General features: G+C 73.2%; 17 protein-coding genes and 3 tRNA genes. 13 read left to right on the top strand and 7 right to left on the bottom strand.

Annotated elements, in window-relative coordinates:
• Nucleotides 1-39 precede the first annotated feature (39 nt).
• Nucleotides 40-112, bottom strand: a tRNA-Gly gene (locus AMK27_RS29370).
• 231 nt (nt 113-343) lie between these two features.
• Here AMK27_RS29370 and AMK27_RS29365 point away from each other — a divergent pair.
• The 3 genes from AMK27_RS29365 to AMK27_RS29355 are packed head-to-tail and all read left to right on the top strand — an operon-like array spanning nt 344 to nt 3133.
• Entirely contained in the window at nt 344-1411 is a 1068-nt protein-coding gene (locus AMK27_RS29365; RefSeq protein ID WP_073914799.1) for a chorismate-binding protein, read from the top strand.
• The gene (locus tag AMK27_RS29360; protein WP_073914795.1) at nt 1408-2238 is read left to right on the top strand and encodes an aminotransferase class IV; all 831 of its coding nucleotides are present in this window, start codon (nt 1408-1410) and stop codon (nt 2236-2238) included. Before AMK27_RS29365 ends, AMK27_RS29360 begins: the two co-directional genes overlap by 4 nt.
• A gap of 55 nt (nt 2239-2293) precedes the next feature.
• Nucleotides 2294-3133, top strand: a complete 840-nt coding sequence (locus AMK27_RS29355; protein ID WP_073914790.1) for a GNAT family N-acetyltransferase — start codon at nt 2294-2296, stop codon at nt 3131-3133.
• A gap of 43 nt (nt 3134-3176) precedes the next feature.
• Here the strand turns inward: AMK27_RS29355 and AMK27_RS29350 are convergent, their stop codons facing one another.
• On the bottom strand, nt 3177-3692 hold the full coding sequence (locus tag AMK27_RS29350; protein WP_073914786.1) for a DsbA family protein: 516 nt from the start codon (nt 3690-3692) through the stop codon (nt 3177-3179).
• Nucleotides 3693-3838: 146 nt separating this feature from the next.
• Between AMK27_RS29350 and AMK27_RS29345 the strand changes: the two genes are divergently transcribed.
• Together AMK27_RS29345 and AMK27_RS43090 are read left to right on the top strand one after the other, a co-directional pair.
• Complete coding sequence (locus tag AMK27_RS29345; protein WP_073914782.1) at nt 3839-4291, top strand: hypothetical protein; 453 nt, start codon at nt 3839-3841, stop codon at nt 4289-4291.
• Nucleotides 4292-4413: 122 nt separating this feature from the next.
• Nucleotides 4414-4578 (top strand): hypothetical protein, encoded by a 165-nt coding sequence (locus AMK27_RS43090; protein ID WP_167346850.1) that lies wholly within the window; start codon nt 4414-4416, stop codon nt 4576-4578.
• A gap of 119 nt (nt 4579-4697) precedes the next feature.
• On the opposite strand, the gene AMK27_RS29335 is transcribed toward AMK27_RS43090, so the two are convergent.
• Both AMK27_RS29335 and AMK27_RS29330 read right to left on the bottom strand, forming a co-directional pair.
• Nucleotides 4698-5255, bottom strand: a complete 558-nt coding sequence (locus AMK27_RS29335; RefSeq protein WP_073914775.1) for a CGNR zinc finger domain-containing protein — start codon at nt 5253-5255, stop codon at nt 4698-4700.
• A gap of 191 nt (nt 5256-5446) precedes the next feature.
• Nucleotides 5447-5860: an SsgA family sporulation/cell division regulator gene (locus AMK27_RS29330; RefSeq protein ID WP_015032345.1), complete on the bottom strand. Its 414-nt coding sequence runs from the start codon at nt 5858-5860 to the stop codon at nt 5447-5449.
• 190 nt (nt 5861-6050) lie between these two features.
• Between AMK27_RS29330 and AMK27_RS29325 the strand changes: the two genes are divergently transcribed.
• Nucleotides 6051-6473 (top strand): TIGR02611 family protein, encoded by a 423-nt coding sequence (locus AMK27_RS29325; protein ID WP_073914771.1) that lies wholly within the window; start codon nt 6051-6053, stop codon nt 6471-6473.
• 54 nt (nt 6474-6527) lie between these two features.
• Nucleotides 6528-6602: transfer RNA gene (locus AMK27_RS29320), tRNA-Val, on the top strand.
• Nucleotides 6603-6659: 57 nt separating this feature from the next.
• Here AMK27_RS29320 and AMK27_RS29315 read toward each other — a convergent pair.
• Nucleotides 6660-9224 carry an SCO7613 C-terminal domain-containing membrane protein gene (locus AMK27_RS29315; protein ID WP_073914767.1) on the bottom strand — a complete coding sequence of 855 codons (2565 nt, stop codon included), beginning with the start codon at nt 9222-9224 and terminating at the stop codon, nt 6660-6662.
• Between the two features lie 93 nt (nt 9225-9317).
• On the opposite strand from AMK27_RS29315, the gene AMK27_RS29310 reads away from it, so the two are divergent.
• Together AMK27_RS29310 and AMK27_RS29305 are read left to right on the top strand one after the other, a co-directional pair.
• Nucleotides 9318-9779: an SRPBCC family protein gene (locus tag AMK27_RS29310; RefSeq protein WP_073914763.1), complete on the top strand. Its 462-nt coding sequence runs from the start codon at nt 9318-9320 to the stop codon at nt 9777-9779.
• A 72-nt stretch (nt 9780-9851) separates the two neighbouring features.
• A tRNA-Val gene (locus AMK27_RS29305) sits at nt 9852-9923 on the top strand.
• A 67-nt stretch (nt 9924-9990) separates the two neighbouring features.
• On the opposite strand, the gene AMK27_RS29300 is transcribed toward AMK27_RS29305, so the two are convergent.
• Nucleotides 9991-10719, bottom strand: a complete 729-nt coding sequence (locus AMK27_RS29300; protein WP_073914759.1) for a 3'-5' exonuclease — start codon at nt 10717-10719, stop codon at nt 9991-9993.
• A 121-nt stretch (nt 10720-10840) separates the two neighbouring features.
• Here AMK27_RS29300 and AMK27_RS29295 point away from each other — a divergent pair, with 121 nt between their 5' ends.
• The 3 genes from AMK27_RS29295 (at nt 10841) to thrS (ending at nt 14892) form a co-directional block, all read left to right on the top strand.
• Nucleotides 10841-11407 (top strand): DUF4365 domain-containing protein, encoded by a 567-nt coding sequence (locus AMK27_RS29295; RefSeq protein ID WP_073914755.1) that lies wholly within the window; start codon nt 10841-10843, stop codon nt 11405-11407.
• Nucleotides 11407-12735 (top strand): hypothetical protein, encoded by a 1329-nt coding sequence (locus AMK27_RS29290; RefSeq protein ID WP_073914752.1) that lies wholly within the window; start codon nt 11407-11409, stop codon nt 12733-12735. The genes AMK27_RS29295 and AMK27_RS29290 overlap by 1 nt, the downstream gene beginning before the upstream one ends.
• A gap of 180 nt (nt 12736-12915) precedes the next feature.
• Complete coding sequence (gene thrS / locus AMK27_RS29285) at nt 12916-14892, top strand: threonine--tRNA ligase (protein ID WP_073914748.1); 1977 nt, start codon at nt 12916-12918, stop codon at nt 14890-14892.
• An 18-nt stretch (nt 14893-14910) separates the two neighbouring features.
• Here thrS and AMK27_RS29280 read toward each other — a convergent pair whose 3' ends face one another.
• A complete protein-coding gene (locus AMK27_RS29280) occupies nt 14911-15588 on the bottom strand; it encodes a potassium channel family protein (RefSeq protein WP_073914744.1) in 678 nt (225 codons plus the stop codon).
• A gap of 65 nt (nt 15589-15653) precedes the next feature.
• Here AMK27_RS29280 and AMK27_RS29275 point away from each other — a divergent pair, with 65 nt between their 5' ends.
• Nucleotides 15654-16217 carry an HIT family protein gene (locus AMK27_RS29275; RefSeq protein ID WP_073914740.1) on the top strand — a complete coding sequence of 188 codons (564 nt, stop codon included), beginning with the start codon at nt 15654-15656 and terminating at the stop codon, nt 16215-16217.
• Nucleotides 16218-16241 lie beyond the last annotated feature (24 nt).

Here is a 16241-nt window from a genome sequence, read left to right as displayed (position 1 = left end):
AGGAGTGAATACAGGGGTTCGGGAAGATCCCCCACATCGAGCGGACGACGAGATTCGAACTCGCGACCCTCACCTTGGCAAGGTGATGCTCTACCAACTGAGCCACGTCCGCTTGTCGTTTCCGTTTCGCTTGCGCGTCCCGGCGACGTGTTGAACTCTAGCGGATTCCTGGGCCAGCACAAAAACGCGTTTCCGCAGCGTGCTGACCTGCGCGCCGATCCCGGTGCCCGGCGGTGCGTCCCGGAGGGTTCCCGTGCCGTTCACTCGCCGTGCCCGGGAGGTGGCGCGGAGCCCCGGCGCCCGTGCCCCGGTGTCCCTCCTCCGGCGGACCTAGACTCGATGCGTGTACGACCTTGCTCCGCTGGCCCGCTTCGGCGGCCTCCTCGCGACCGACCTCCGGGACGTCACCCACGACCCCGAAGCCCTGGACTCCGCCGGCTTCTGGGCCGTCTGCGCGGACTTCGAGGGCCGTCTGACCTGCGCCCGCTTCGGGGACGTGCGGCCCGACCCCATCCCCGCGCCCGTCCCCGGAGGCTGGCGCGGCCCCGCCGCCGGTGACTGGACGTCCTCCCTCGACCGCACCGCGTACACCGCGGGCGTCCGGCGCGTGCGCGAGCACATCGCGCGCGGCGAGGTCTACCAGGCGAACCTCTGCCGGGTGCTGACCGCGCCGCTGCCGGATCCGGCCGCCGCCGACGTCGACGCCCTCACCGCTCTCCTCGCCCGGGGCAACCCCGCCCCCTACGCCGGGACGATCCGGCTGCCCGCGCACGGCGTGGAGATCGCCACCGCCTCTCCCGAGCTCTTCCTCCGCAGGGAGGGGGCGCTGATCTCCTCCGGTCCCATCAAGGGGACCGGCCGCACCGCCGCCGACCTCCTCCCCAAGGACCACGCGGAGAACGTGATGATCGTCGACCTCGTCCGCAACGACCTGGGGCGCGTCAGCGAGACCGGATCCGTCGCCGTCCCCGCCCTCTGCGCGATCGAGGAGCACCCCGGCCTCGTCCACCTCGTCTCCACGGTCACCGGCCTGCTGCGCGAGGACGCCGGCTGGCCCGAGCTGCTCGACGCCGCCTTCCCGCCCGGCTCCGTGACCGGCGCGCCCAAGTCGAGCGCGCTGCGGATCATCGAGTCCCTGGAGACCGCCCCCCGCGGCCCGTACTGCGGAGGCGTCGGCTGGGTCGACGCCGACGCGGGCACGGCGGAGCTGGCCGTCGGGATAAGGACCTTCTGGATCGACCGCGCCGAAGGCGTGCTCCGCTTCGGCACCGGCGCCGGGATCACCTGGGGCTCCGACCCGGAGCGCGAGTGGGAGGAGACCGAGCTGAAGGCGTCCCGGCTGGTCGCGATAGCGTCGGGCGCTTACGAGTCAGGCGCCCTTGAGGCGAGCGGAAAGGCCACTTCTCGATGAAAATCTGGGTCAACGGCGGGCTGCACGACGCGGAGACCGCCCTGGTCTCCGTACTGGACCACGGACTGACCGTCGGCGACGGCATCTTCGAGACGGTCAAGGCGGTACGCGGCGAGACCTTCGCCCTCACCCTCCACCTGGAGCGCCTCACCCGCTCCGCCCGCGGCCTCGGCCTGCCCGACCCGGACCTCGACGAGGTCCGGCGCGCCTGCGCCGCCGTCCTCGACGCCAACCCGATGGAACTCGGCCGGCTCCGCATCACGTACACCGGCGGCCTCTCGCCGCTCGGCTCGGAGCGCGGCGACGCGGGGACCAGCCTGGTCGTCGGCCTGGGGGAGACCGGCCGCCGCGCCGACTCCACCGCTGTGATCACCGTGCCCTGGACGCGCAACGAGCGCGGCGCCCTCACCGGGCTCAAGACCACCTCGTACGCCGAGAACGTGGTCGCCCTCGCCCGGGCGCGCGAGCAGGGCGGCTCCGAGGCGCTCTTCGCCAACACGGTGGGGCAGCTCTGCGAAGGCACCGGCTCCAACGTCTTCGTCGTGGTCGACGGCCGGATCCTCACCCCGCCCGTCTCCTCCGGCTGCCTCGCGGGCATCACCCGCGCCCTGACCGTCGCGTGGACCGGTGCGCAGGAGGCCGATCTGCCGCTGGACGTCCTGGAGAGCGCCGACGAGATCTTCCTGACCTCGACGCTCCGCGACGTCCAGGCCGTGCACCGCGTCGACGGACGCGAGCTGTCGCCGGCCCCCGGCCCGGTCACCGCCAAGGCCATGCGGATCTTCGACGAGCACGCCGCGCGGGACCGGGATCCGCGCCTCGGGTAGCCGCCTCGCGCAAAACCTGATGACGGACGGCCTCCGGGTGGGTAGAACACGACTGATGACCACCACCCTGCGGCCGGCCGAGCCGCTTCAGCAGACGCCCGACGGCGGCCGTTCCCGTACTTACGACGTGTGTGTGAACAGCCGCCGCGTCGGTTCCGTGCACCTCTCCACCGACCCCGGCTTCGGCGCCGCCTCCGGCGTGATCAGCCGCCTCGGGGTCCACGAGCCGGACCGGGGGCGGGGCCGCGCCACGGTCGCGGCGCTGGCCTCCGAGGAGGTGCTGCGGGGCTGGGGCTGCGTCGAGGTCCAGGTCTCCGTGCCCGCCGACGCCGGACCGGCGCTGCGGATGGCCCGCTCGCTCGGCTACACCGAGCGCAGCCGGAACATGGTCAAGGAGCTGCCCGCCGAGCCGCCGGCCCTGCCGGAGGGCGTCGAGGTGCGGCCGATGACCGGGGCCGAGTACACGGAGTGGGAGGCGCGGGCCAAGGAGGGCTTCGCGCGGAGCTGGATCGACCGCGGGGTGCCCGAGGAGCAGGCCCGCGCCAAGGCCGAGAGCAGCCACGCGCGGTACCTTCCCGAAGGCCTCGCCACGCCGGGGGTCGCGATCCACGTGGTCGTCCGGGACGGACGGCCCGCCGGGTTCCTGTGGACCGGCCGGATCGAGCTCGAGGAGGGCCGCCGGGCCGCCTTCGTGTACGACATCGAGGTCGAGGAGGCGCACCGCGGCCACGGCTACGGGCGGGCGCTGATGCTGCTCGCCGAGCGGGTCGCGCGGGAGGCCGGGGAGACCCTGCTCGGACTGCACGTCTTCGCGGGCAACACCCCGGCGATCCGGCTCTACGAGTCGCTGGGCTACCGCACGACCTACGTCAACAGCGCGAAGGCGCTGCGGTAGGGGAGGGCGGCGGGCCGCGGCCGGAGCTCCGGGCCCGCGGCCCTCAGCCCGCCAGGAGGCGGTCGGCGATCTCCTCGATGCGCCCGCGCAGACCGTCCTGGCTCTGGCCGCCGTCCAGCCGCACGCCGTCGACGACATAGGTCGGGGTGCCGGTGACCTTGATCGCCTTGCCCTCGGCCTCGTCCGCGTCGACGGTCAGGAGGTGCCGGCCGTCGATCAGCGCCGTGTCGAACTCCTCGGCGTCCAGGCCGAGTTCCGAGGCGACCTCCATGAGCACCGGCTCGCCCCGCTCGCCCAGCTCCGCCGTCCTGGCGAGCAGCGCCTCCGCGTACGCCCAGCCCTTGCCCTGCTCGAAGGCCTCCTCGGCGGCCTGCGCGGCGGCGTACGCGTGCTTGTGCTTCGCGAGCGGGAAGTGCCGCAGCTGTACGTCGAGCCGGTCGCCGTACTTCTCGCGGAGCGCGCGGACGTCGTCGAGGGCCTGGAAGCAGTCGGGGCACTGGAGGTCGAACCACGCCTCGACGACGACGGGGGAGGCGGGTGCGGTGGTGGAGTCACTCATGACAGCAGTCTCCCTCACCAGGGAGGAGCGGGTGTCTCCCGACGTCTCCCGACCGGGACCTGGGGAGGAGATCCGGGCGGGGCGACCCGGAGATCTCCCTGAGACCGGGCCCGGGACATGGCCGCGGAGGGCCTCGCCGGTGCAGGATGGAAGGGACGTATCACCCGGACCTGGAGGACCGCATGCTCGCCGAGACCATCTGCTCCGCGGTGTCCGTGGCGGGCCTGGGCATCGCCGCGATCACGGCGTACCGGAAGCGATTCCTGTCCGCGGCCCGGATCGCCGCCTACTCCCTGGTGCCGATCGGTCTGGTGATGACGGGCGCCGTCGAATGGCTCGTGGACACGGCGTTCAGTCCGGTCGCCTGGGCCGGCTTCGGTGTCCTGGGCGCCGCCTGGCTGCTCTTCCTGTCCACCCGGGCCGTGGAGCGGCGCCGGGGCGGCCGCAAGGTGACCACCGGAGGGGCGGAGCCGGGTGCGGTGGCCCCGGCGGCGTCGTCGCCCTCGCGTGCCGTGACGGCGAAGCCGCAGACCGGCGTGACGCCGGCCGGAGACGACTTCAGCGACATCGAGGCGATTCTGAAGAAGCACGGAATCTGACCGCTTCTGGCCGTTCCCGTTGCCGTGATCGTCCGGCGATCCACGGGAAGGGGTGAACTCCCCTTGCTGTGAGGCGTGTTCCGGGATTTCCGGGGTCCCGCGTGCGCGATCATCCCCCCGAGATGCTGGATACCTCGCGGGAGACCGTCCCCGCCGCCCCCGATGCCCCTGCCGAAGAGCCGCGCGGCTGTCTGTTCGCGCTCTCCCAGCCCCCGCTGATGATCTTCCTCGGGGTGATCGGCTGTCTGCTGCTCATGGCCGCCGTGCACGATCTCTTCGTCCTGTGACGGCCCCGGCCCGGGGCGCGGCCCCGGCTCAGGGCCCGGTCGGGCGGCGGGCCGCGCCGAAGGACCGGGAGCCGGCCCCGGCGGTGAGGCCGGCTCCGGCCGTGACTCCGGCCGGTGCCTCAGCCCGCGGCCTCCTTGCGGCGCGCCCGGTACGCGGCCACGTGCAGGCGGTTGCCGCAGGTGCGGCTGTCGCAGTAGCGGCGCGAGCGGTTGCGGGAGAGGTCGACGAAGGCCCGGCCGCAGTCCGGCGCCTCGCAGCGCCGCAGCCGCTCCTGCTCGCCCGCCACCACGATGAACGCCAGCGCCATGCCGCAGTCGGCCGCGAGGTGGTCGGCCACCGAGGCGCCCGGCGCGAAGTAGTGCACGTGCCAGTCGTAGCCGTCGTGGTCGGTGAGCTGGGGCGTGGTCCCCGCACCCGCCACCAGCTGGTTGATCAGCGGGGCCGCGATCCGGGCCTCAGGCGCGGAGAAGACCGCCGCGAACTTCTCGCGCACCTCGCGCACGGCCCGCAGATCGGCCGCTCCGAGGTCGCCCACGTCGCTGATCTTGTGCGCGCGGACGAAGGTCCGCAGTCCCGGGATGTCCGCGAGCTCGTCGGGCCGGTCGCCCTGCGGCGCGGTGTTCATCAGATCGACGACTGTGTCGAGGGCGATCCGGGTGTCGTGGGGGATCAGCACGATTCGCTCCCTGGCCGGCCGCGGGCGGGCGCCCGCGGAATGGCGCTGACTTTAGCGCGACCGGGAAAAGGACAACGGCGCCCACCACCGCGCCGGCTGCGCGGTGGGGAGCGCCGGTGTCGTGCCTATGTGGCTGCCCGCGCGGCGCCGTCGCCCCGAGTCGGACGGCGCCGTGCGGCTCTCGGCCTGGCTCAGCTGTCGGCCAGGATGTGGGAGAGCTCCGTATCGAGATCGAAGTGCCGGTGCTCGGTGCCCGGTGGCACGGCGGCGTCGGTCCGCTTCAGGAACGACTCCAGGGCCCTCGCCGGGGCCTCGAGCAGGGCTTCTCCCTCGGGGGAGCTCAACGCGATGCAGACGACTCCCTGACCGTGACTCCGGGACGGCCAGACGCGGACGTCGCCCGTGCCGGTGGGCCGGTGCAGCCCCTCGGCGAGAAGGTCGCGGGCGAAGACCCACTCGACCGTCTCCTCGGCTCCGGTGTGGAAGGTGGCGTGCACGGCATAGGGATCGGCCGTGTCATACCGCAGGCCCGCGGGTACAGGCAGTGAGGACTCGCTCGACACAACGAGGCGCAGGTGCAGCTCGCAGCTGACCGTGGTGTTCATAAGCGCCAGGGCCTTTCGCTCAGTGTGCGCTCGGGGATTCGCACGTCGGCGAAATCGACATGCCACCTCAGGTGCCGTTGTAAACCCCTCTGTCGGTTTTGTGATCGTTCAGGTAGCTCGTTCGGGGGCGTGTGACCTGCGGTAATACGACCATTCCGGTGAGCGCTCCGCGTCCGGTAAGTTGGGGACCATGAATGCGGAGAGTGACGAGCGCACCGGGGAGTCCGCAGACGGCCAGGAAGCCGAACTGGGATCCCGCGCACCGGAGTTCATCAAGTCCCGACGAGGACTCCATCTGAGCTGGCAGGTCGGCGTCTTCATCGTGGGACTCGCCGTGGTCGGCGCCGGAGTGGTCATGCTGCCGCTCCCGGGTCCCGGCTGGCTGGTCATCTTCGGCGGCATGGCGATCTGGGCGACCGAGTTCGTCTGGGCGCAGCTGGTGCTCCGCTGGACCAAGCGCAAGGTCACGGAGGCCGCACAGCGCGCGCTCGACCCCAAGGTCCGCCGCAGGAACATCATCCTCACCACCGTCGGGCTGGTGATCATCGCCGCCCTGCTCGGCGTCTACCTGTGGAAGTTCGGCTTCGTCATGCCGTGGAAGATCGACGAGTGACCTGGGGATGGTGCGGGAGCCCCGCTGACATGCGGTAATGTTTGCGGTGCACCGGGGCGATTAGCTCAGTGGGAGAGCACTTCGTTCACACCGAAGGGGTCACTGGTTCGAACCCAGTATCGCCCACCACCCGGTCCGAAGGCCCGAGACGGAACACCGTCTCGGGCCTTCGGCGTACCCCGTCCGTCACCGCATCCGGGCGACCCTGTCCCGGAGCCGCCGGGCGTCCCGCAGCCGCTGCTCGTACGTGGCGCCCACCGCGAGCAGCAGGAGCCCGGCGAGGGCCGGCGGCAGCCAGCGCGGCAGCGCGCCCACCGCCTGCACCACGTACGGCGCCAGCTCGTGCAGCCCGTCCAGGGCGAGGACCGAGCCGCCCAGGACCAGCAGCGCCTGCAGCCGGAACCGTGCGCCGAGCAGGGTCACGACCAGGGCGGCGACCCCCAGGGCCAGCGGCCGCGGCCACTCCGGGTCAGTCCAGGCCGCGAGGAGGCTCGGCAGCAGCGTCGCCGCGAGACCCGGTCCGTACGCCGTCCAGGACGAGGCGTCCCGGTCCCGGCGCCGCCGCAGGAAGCCGACGACGAGGGCCGGCACGGTCACCGGCAGGGTGTACGCCTCCGGGGTCGCCACCTCCCACACCGCGAGCCGCACCCAGGTGGCCAGCAGGAACAGCACCGCCGCCGTCCACGAGGCGAACCGCCGCCGCTCGGGCCGCACGGCCGTGGCCGCCGCGATCACCCCGCCGAGGGCCAGGGCGAGCGCCAGGAACGCGGGCCGGGACGCGGCGAGCGCGAACGCCGGCAGCGCCACGACCGCACCGGTGATCTCGACCGGCAGGGCCACCGGGCGGGCCTTCGCGCCGACCGCGGCCGTCGCGCCCGGGACGAGCAGCAGGGCGAGCGCCGTCCAGTGGTCCTCCCACCCGGCGGCGGCCGCCACCGCGACCACGAGACCGGTCGCGGTGAGCACCGCGGCGCAGGCGGCGACCACCCGGCGCGCCCCGGTGCCGAGCACCGCCACGCCCGCCAGGAGCACCAGCAGCGCCCCGAGTGCCGCGAACGTGGCCGCCCGCACGTCCAGGGCGAGCGCGACCGCGCTCGGCACGGACACCAGCCCGCAGGCGTAGGCGAGCCACCCCAGGACGGTCCCGGGCTCCGCGGCGGGAGCCTGAGGACGTGGCCGGGAGGGCGCCCACGGGCCCCAGGGGGCACCGGGAGCACCAGAGGCACCAGCGGCAGCGGCGGGCTCGGCCTGCGGAGTGCCGGGGTCTTCGGACGGTTCCGGGCGGCGGAGGCCGCGCGTCAGCGGGCCGGGGCGGACGGCGGACGCGAGCGCCGCCGCGATCGTGAGGAGCTGGAGGGCCAGGGTCGCCGCGTACGGCAGGCCGAGGGAGACCGGCAGCGCCGTGAGCAGCGCCCAGACCAGGGCGAGGGCGACGCAGCGGGCCCACAGCCGGGGGACGGCCGCGAGGACGGCGGCGGCCGCCGCCAGGACGAGGACGGCCGTCCCCGGGAACGAGGTCAGCGCCCGGTCGGCGTGCTCGCCGGACCACACCTCGGTCGTCCGGGCCATCGGCCCGAGGAGCCCGACCGCGACCGGCGGCAGCGCCCAGACGACCCCCAGCGCCGCGACTCCGGCACCCGCGCAGGCGAGCCCGAGCCGGACGCCGACCGGCAGTCGCCCGCCCGCCCCGGCGGCTCCGTCGTCACCGGCCGGGGACGTGGCCGGGGACGGAGCCGACGGGGCCGCGGACGGACGCCACACCGACACCAGAGCCAGGCCGCACAGGGCGTACACCGGCACGGTCCAGTCCGCAGGGACGGCCGGGCGGAGCAGACCGCCCGCCGCCGCGACCGCCGCGAGGCCGGCGACGGCCGAGGCCGCCACCGCGAGGGAGGGCAGCCGCCGGGCCGCGTACAGGGTCAGCGCCGCGGACGCCAGGAGCAGCGCGGCGCCGCTCCACGGCGAGGTCAGCGAGAGCCAGCCGCCCGTCAGGAGCGCCCAGCCGCCCAGGCCCGTCGCGCCGACGGCCGCCGTGATCCGGACCGCCGCCGGACGGGTCCACAGGATCAGCGCGCCGTCCGCCGCGGCCGTCACGAGCGCCGCCCACGCGAAGGCCGTCGGGCCGCCCCCGGCCGCGAGTACCCCGAGCGGCAGCGGCAGCTGCCCCGCGACCACCGCCGCCGGCAGCGGGATCCGCAGCCGGGACAGAGCCGAGCCGTACGCCGTCCACACGCCCGCGAGGACCGCGGCGGCCACCGCCGTGTACCCCGCGCCGTCCGTCTCCGGCAGGGCCACCCGGTGCAGCGCGTACGCGTCGAGCACCATCAGCACCAGACCCAGCGCCGCCACCGACTCGGCCGTCGACGCCAGGCCCCGGCGCAGCAGCGCCACCGGCACCGCCAGCGCGGCCGACGTGACCGCGAACAGCACGACCGAACGGCCGCCGATCCCCATCGAGCCCCAGCTCACCAGCGTGAACGCGATCGCCGCGATCGTCAGCAGCGTGCCGCCGAGCGTCAGCAGCACGTTCTGCGCGCTCCGCGGCGTCGAGTCCGCCACCGGCGGGCGCGGGCCGGCGGCCGCCGGACGGGCGCCGGGCGCCGGGGGGAAGGGGGCGGGCGCCGTCGGCGCGTACAGCACCCGGAGCAGCCAGGCCCGCCGAGCCAGCAACTGGGACCGGCGGGCGTCGAGTCGGGCCAGCTCACGGTCGACGAGCACGAGCTCGTCCGCGGGCGGCAGGGAGTTGTCCATGACCGGAGTGTGGCCCCCGCCACACCGGGCGGGAATGCGTCCGGATACTCATCTTCCGGCTCCCGCGCGTCTGAGTACGTCCACACTGGGGGCATGGACTGGTGCCGGTACCGCTTCCGCAGCGTCTGGCGGCTCGCCGCCCCGCCCGACGCCGTCTACGCCGTCCTGGAGCGCGCCGAGGAGTACCCGCGCTGGTGGCCCCAGGTCCGCGAGGTCGTCTCCGTCGACGACACCACCGGCACCGCCCGCTTCCGCTCCCTGCTCCCGTACGACCTCGTCGTCACCGCCCGCGCCCTGCGCCGCGACCCCGCGGCACGGGTCCTGGAGGTCGGGCTCGGCGGCGACCTGGAGGGCTGGGCCCGCTGGACCGTGACCCCGGAAGGCACCGGCACCCACGCCCTGTACGAGCAGGAGGTCGAGGTCCGCGCCCGGCTGCTGCGCGCCCTCGCCGTCCCCGGGCGGCCCGTCTTCCGCGCCAACCACGCCCTGATGATGCGGGGAGGGCGGCGGGGGATCGAAGCTCTGCTGAAGGGGCCGCCCGAAGACCGCCGATGAGGGGTGCCCGCCGGCGCCGGGCGGGCGGTTTGAACGAAGGGCTTGAAGGCCTGTATGGTTCAACCCGTTCCCGGGCGATTAGCTCAGCGGGAGAGCACTTCGTTCACACCGAAGGGGTCACTGGTTCGATCCCAGTATCGCCCACCGGGTAGAGGCCGGTCCGTCGAAAGACGGACCGGCCTCTGTCATGTTCCGGGCCGCCGGGCCCGGTTCAGGCCGCCGTGCCCAGCTCCGGCCGCAGCGGCCACGACGGGTCCACCGTCTCCGGCGTCCCCTGCCGGGTGAACCACGCCTGGAGGCCCCGCGCCTGAGCCGCGTGCCACACCCCCTGCAGCGTGTGCAGCTCCGCCGGCGTCAGCCGCTCCAGCCGCGACGAGAAACGCCGCGCCACCGCCCGTACGACATCGAGCGCCGCCGTCGCGTCCGCCGCCGCGTCGTGCGCGCCCGCCAGCTCCACCTCGTAGTGCGCGCACAGGTCCGTGAGCGTACGGCGGCCCTTCCGGTAGCGGTCCAGGTGCTTGTCCAGGACCCGCGGGTCGAGGACGACCAGCGGGGTGGCCCCCAGATAGGCGCCGAGCGAGGACGCCCGGTGCCTGCGCAGCTCGCGGTCGAGGATCGTCAGGTCGAACGGCGCGTTCATCACCACCAGCGGACGCCCCGCCGCGCTCTGCTCCGCCAGCGCCCGCGCCAGCTCCTCCATCACCGGAGCCGGCCAGCGGCCGTTCCGCTGGAGGTGATCGTCCGTCAGCCCGTGCACGGCGGTGGCCCCCTCGGGCACCGGTATGCCCGGATTGACCAGCCACCGCGTCACCCGCGGCCGCGCCCCCACCGTGTCCTGCACGACGAGGGCGGCGGACACGATCCGGTCGCCTTCGACGTCAACTCCCGTGGTCTCCGTGTCGAAAGCGGCCAGGGGCCCTTCGTACCAATGCATCGTCATCCCTGAACTCCTCGCACACGTGCGGCAGATGGCCGACCCCCTGCCCCGAAACGGTGATACCCGGACTGTTTGCGTCGTACGCGGACCGGTCACAACAGAAGGGACGGGGAAGGAAAACGACATGGCGCTCGCCCAGCCCGAGTCGGGAGGGCTGCCGCCCCAGCGGCTGGCACCGACGCGCGGCTCACTCGCCACCACCGCCTGCATGGAGACCCTCCAGGTGGGATACCTGCACGCCGTCGCCGCCGCGGCCGGCTGCTCGCTGTCCCAGCCCTTTCCGGACAACGGCATCGACTGGCACGTGAGCCACGGCTCGCCCGGCCACACGGTCGACGACGAGGTCACCATCAAGGTGCAGCTCAAGTGCACCTACCAGATACCGCCGCGCCCGCCCGGGAAGACCTTCTCGTTCACCCTCGACAACGACCACCTGGTGAAGCTCGCCAGGACCCCGGTGTCCGTGCACAAGATCCTCGTCGTGATGCTCGTCCCGAGGTCACAGGAGGACTGGCTGAGAGCGAGCCACGACCGGCTCGACCTGCGGCACTGCTGCTACTGGATCAACCTGGCCGGACACCCGGTCACGGGACAGCGCCGGACCACCGTGCGCGTACCGACGGCACGGATCTTCGACGACCGGGCGCTCTGCGAGATCATGACCCGGGTCGGCGTGGGAGGGAGACCTTGATGCACCGACCGATCGACGAACCGGGGTTCGGGGACGAGGGGAGCGGGGCCGGACACGGCCCCGTCTCCGTTCCTCCGCCCTACCGCCCCCATCCGGTGCCCGGGGACGTCCCCGGGCACTGGACCGGGGTCCCGGCCCCGCCCACCGGCCCCTGGGCCGACACCCAGGGCACACCCGATCCCGGCAGGGTCGACCCGCGCGTCCTCGGCGCCCTGCTGGCCCGCCACGGCTGGCGGCGGCGGGGCGGGGCGGCCGGGCGCTACAGCCGCTGGACCCCGCCCGGCAGCGGCACCGGCACCAGCCTGCTCGTACCGGAGAGCCGTGCCTTCCCGGACTGCGAGGACCTGCTCGGCGAGGCGCTCACCGCCCTCGCCCGCAGCGCCACGCCCTCCGCCCGCGAGGTCCTCACCGGCCTCGCCGTGCCCAGCGACGAGATCCGCTGGTGGCGCGACGTGCCCCCGGGCCCGGCCGGCACCGTCCCCTGGACCGTGCAGGAACAGCTCAGGTCCGCCGCCCGCCAGCTCCTCCTCGCCGGCGCCCTCGCCGTACGGGGCAGGGCCGGCTACTACGGGGCCCGGCACCGGCGCCCCGCCCAGGCCTCCCTGGAGACCGTCGTCGTCGGCGCGGCACCCGGCGGGCGCGGGCTCACCGCCTTCCTGCCCGTGGCACCGGGCCGCCCCATCGCCGTCCGGCTCTACCACGCCCTCCACGCGGCCCGGGAGGCCACCGACTACCAGCGGACCACCGGCGGCATGGAGGCCTTCGACACGGCCGTCGAGGCCGGCGTCAGCCGCGAACTCACCGAGGCGCTCGTGGCGCTGGTGCGGGGCACCGAGGGAGCCAGGATCGCCCTGGAGTGGGCCCCGTCCGCCGGGGCGCCCGCGGGCTGCGCCGCCCGGCCCGAACCGGTCGAGTTCTCGCCCGGCGACCTGCCCGCGCTGCGCGAGGCCGGCGCCCGCTACCTGACCGACGAGCCCTCCGTACCCGTCCGGCTGACCGGAGCCGTCGTCCGCATGCGCCGCTCCGGGCCGCGCGGCGAGGGGACCGTACGGCTCCGGGTGCTCGGCGGGGCGGAGGTCCCGCACGTCCGGGTCAGCCTCGACGAGGAGGCGTACCGCACCGCCGGGCACGCCCATCTCGTCGGGCTCCCGATCCGGGTGGTGGGCCGGCTGGAGAGCCGGGGCGGCTTCCGCCGCCTCACGGACGCCTCCGGGGTCGTCCCCGTCCACGTCGACGAGACGGAACGGGACCGGCTGATGAAGTCGCTCCAGGGGAACATGGGGGACGCGGACTTCTTCGACGAGGAGTGCGGGCCGGACGAGGGGTGACGCACGCGACGGGGCCGGCGGGCCGGAAACCCTCCCGCGGGCCGCCCGCCGGGCGGGAAACCGTTTCGCGGGCGGCCCGGCCGCCTCGGTAGGATCGGCCGTGCGCGGCACCTCGTACCTGTCGCGCACCGCCGGCGCCGGCACCTCGTGTCTGCTTGCGCCCCTATGTACGGAGTACCCGTGTCTGAAGTCCGTGTGACCGTCCAGTCCGCCTCGGAACCTGAGGAGAGGGCGGTGAGCGCGGGCACCACCGCCGGCGCCCTGTTCGCCGACGACCGCACCATCATCGCCGCCCGCGTGGCCGGCGAGCTGAAGGACCTGTCGTACGAGCTCGCCGACGGCGATGTCGTCGAGGGCGTGGAGATCTCCTCCCCCGACGGTCTCGACATCCTGCGCCACTCGACCGCGCACGTCATGGCCCAGGCCGTGCAGGAGCTCTTCCCCGAGGCCAAGCTGGGCATCGGCCCGCCGGTCCGGGACGGCTTCTACTACGACTTCGACGTCGAGAAGCCCTTCACTCCCGAGGACCTCAAGGTCATCGAGAAGAAGATGCAGGAGATCCAGAAGCGCGGCCAGCGGTTCGCCCGCCGCGTGGTGACCGACGAGGACGCCCGCGCCGAGCTGGCGGACGAGCCGTACAAGCTGGAGCTCATCGGCATCAAGGGCTCCGCGTCGACCGACGACGGCGCGAACGTCGAGGTGGGCGGCGGCGAGCTGACCATCTACGACAACATCGACGCCAAGACCGGCGACCTGTGCTGGAAGGACCTCTGCCGCGGTCCCCACCTGCCCACCACCCGGAACATCCCGGCGTTCAAGCTCATGCGCAACGCCGCCGCCTACTGGCGCGGCAGCGAGAAGAACCCGATGCTCCAGCGCATCTACGGCACCGCCTGGCCGTCGAAGGACGAGCTGAAGGCCCACCTCGACTTCCTCGCCGAGGCCGAGAAGCGCGACCACCGCAAGCTGGGCAACGAGCTCGACCTCTTCTCCGTCCCGGACGAGATCGGCTCCGGCCTCGCCGTCTTCCACCCCAAGGGCGGCATCATCCGCCGGGTCATGGAGGACTACTCGCGCAAGCGCCACGAGGAGGAGGGCTACGAGTTCGTCTACTCGCCGCACGCCACCAAGGGCAAGCTGTTCGAGAAGTCGGGCCACCTCGACTGGTACGCCGAGGGCATGTACCCCCCCATGCAGCTCGACGAGGGCGTGGACTACTACCTCAAGCCCATGAACTGCCCGATGCACAACCTGATCTTCGACGCGCGCGGCCGTTCGTACCGTGAACTCCCGCTGCGCCTGTTCGAGTTCGGCACCGTGTACCGGTACGAGAAGTCGGGCGTCGTGCACGGCCTGACCCGGGCCCGCGGCTTCACCCAGGATGACGCGCACATCTACTGCACCAAGGAGCAGATGGCGGAGGAGCTCGACAAGACCCTCACCTTCGTCCTGAACCTGCTGCGCGACTACGGTCTGACCGACTTCTACCTGGAGCTGTCCACCAAGGACCCGGAGAAGTTCGTCGGCTCGGACGAGGTCTGGGAGGAGGCCACCGCGGTCCTCCAGCAGGTCGCCGAGAAGCAGGGCCTCCCGCTGACCCCCGACCCGGGCGGCGCCGCGTTCTACGGCCCGAAGATCTCGGTGCAGGCGCGCGACGCCATCGGCCGCACCTGGCAGATGTCGACCGTGCAGCTCGACTTCAACCTGCCGGAGCGCTTCGACCTGGAGTACACCGCCCCGGACGGCACCAAGCAGCGCCCGGTCATGATCCACCGCGCCCTGTTCGGCTCGATCGAGCGCTTCTTCGCCGTGCTCCTCGAGCACTACGCGGGCGCGATGCCGCCGTGGCTGGCCCCCGTCCAGGCGACCGGCATCCCGATCGGCGACGCGCACGTCGACTACCTGCACGAGTTCGCCGCCAAGGCGAAGAAGCAGGGTCTGCGGGTGGACGTCGACTCGTCCTCGGACCGGATGCAGAAGAAGATCCGCAACGCGCAGAAGCAGAAGGTCCCGTTCATGATCATCGCGGGTGACGAGGACATGGCCGCCGGCGCCGTCTCCTTCCGCTACCGCGACGGTTCGCAGGAGAACGGCATCCCCGTCGACGAGGCCATCGCCAAGATCGCCAAGATCGTCGAGGACCGCGTCCAGGTCTGATCCGCCGGTCGTACGGAGTCAGGAGGCCCCCGGGTTGTCGCCCGGGGGCCTCTCCTCGTCCTCCCGTCTGAACGTCTGGATCAGCCAGGACGAGAACGAACCCGTGACGGCCCCGATCAGGGCGACTCCGCACGCCATCATGCCCACCGCGATGAACCGGCCCATCGCGGTCACCGGGGTCACGTCCCCGTATCCCACCGTCGTCAGCGTCTCGGCGGCCCACCACAGGGCGTCGCCGAAGGTACGGATCGTGGCCCCCGGGACACCGCGCTCGTGCTGGTAGACGGCGAGCGCGCCCGCGAAGCCGAGCAGCGCGACCGTGAGGCTGGAGTACGCCATGACGCGGGCGTAGAGGGTCAGGCGCGGCTTGTCGTGGCGGCGCTGGATCTGCTCATAGATCTTCACCATCTGCAGCGGCCGCAGCAGCGGCAGCAGCAGCACGACGGTGCCCAGGAGATGCGCCCGGAGGAACCGCAGGGGGCCGAGGCCGCTGAGCCGGAGCCGTACCACGTAGTCGAGGACGAAGACGCCCCACGACCCGAGCGTGACCGCGAGGCAGAGGTCCAGCCAGACCTGGTCCATGCCGTGGGCGAGCACCCGCACCGTGTACCCGGCGAGGAAGAGCAGAGCCGCCACCGCGAGCGGCTTCTCCATGCGACGGTCCCAGCGCTCCTGCTTCTCCGGTCTCACGTCCATCGGATCAGCATGGCCGCTGCATGGATCTTCCGCCCCGGCGACACGTTCCGAACGGGCGACGCAATATGCTGCACAGCATGACGACTGAGCCGGAGCAGCAGATCGGAGTCGGGACGCAGGACGCGTTCCAGCGCCTGTGGACGCCTCACCGGATGGCGTACATCCAGGGCGAGAACAAGCCGACCGGGCCGGGCGCCGAGGACGGCTGTCCGTTCTGCTCGATCCCGGCGAAGTCGGACGAGGACGGTCTGGTGATCGCCCGGGGCGACAGCGTGTACGCGGTCCTCAACCTGTACCCGTACAACGGCGGTCACCTCATGGTCGTCCCCTACCGCCACGTCGCCGACTACACCGATCTGGACGCGGCGGAGACGGCGGAGCTCGCCGACTTCACCAAGCGCGCCATGGTCGCGCTGCGGGCGGCCTCCGGCGCGCACGGCTTCAACATCGGCATGAACCAGGGCGCCGTCGCGGGCGCCGGCATCGCCGCCCACCTGCACCAGCACGTGGTGCCGCGCTGGGGCGGCGACACCAACTTCATGCCGGTCGTCGGGCACACCAAGGTGCTGCCGCAGCTCCTCGCGGACACCCGGAAGATGCTGGCCGACGCCTGGCCCGCCACCGTCTGATCCGTACGGCGAAGGGCCCGGGCC

It is taken from the genome of Streptomyces sp. CB02009, assembly GCF_001905825.1.
Taxonomy (GTDB): Bacteria; Actinomycetota; Actinomycetes; order Streptomycetales; family Streptomycetaceae; genus Streptomyces.
The sequence above is the reverse complement of the archived record's forward strand: the minus strand, read 5'-3'. Positions and strand labels throughout refer to the sequence as shown.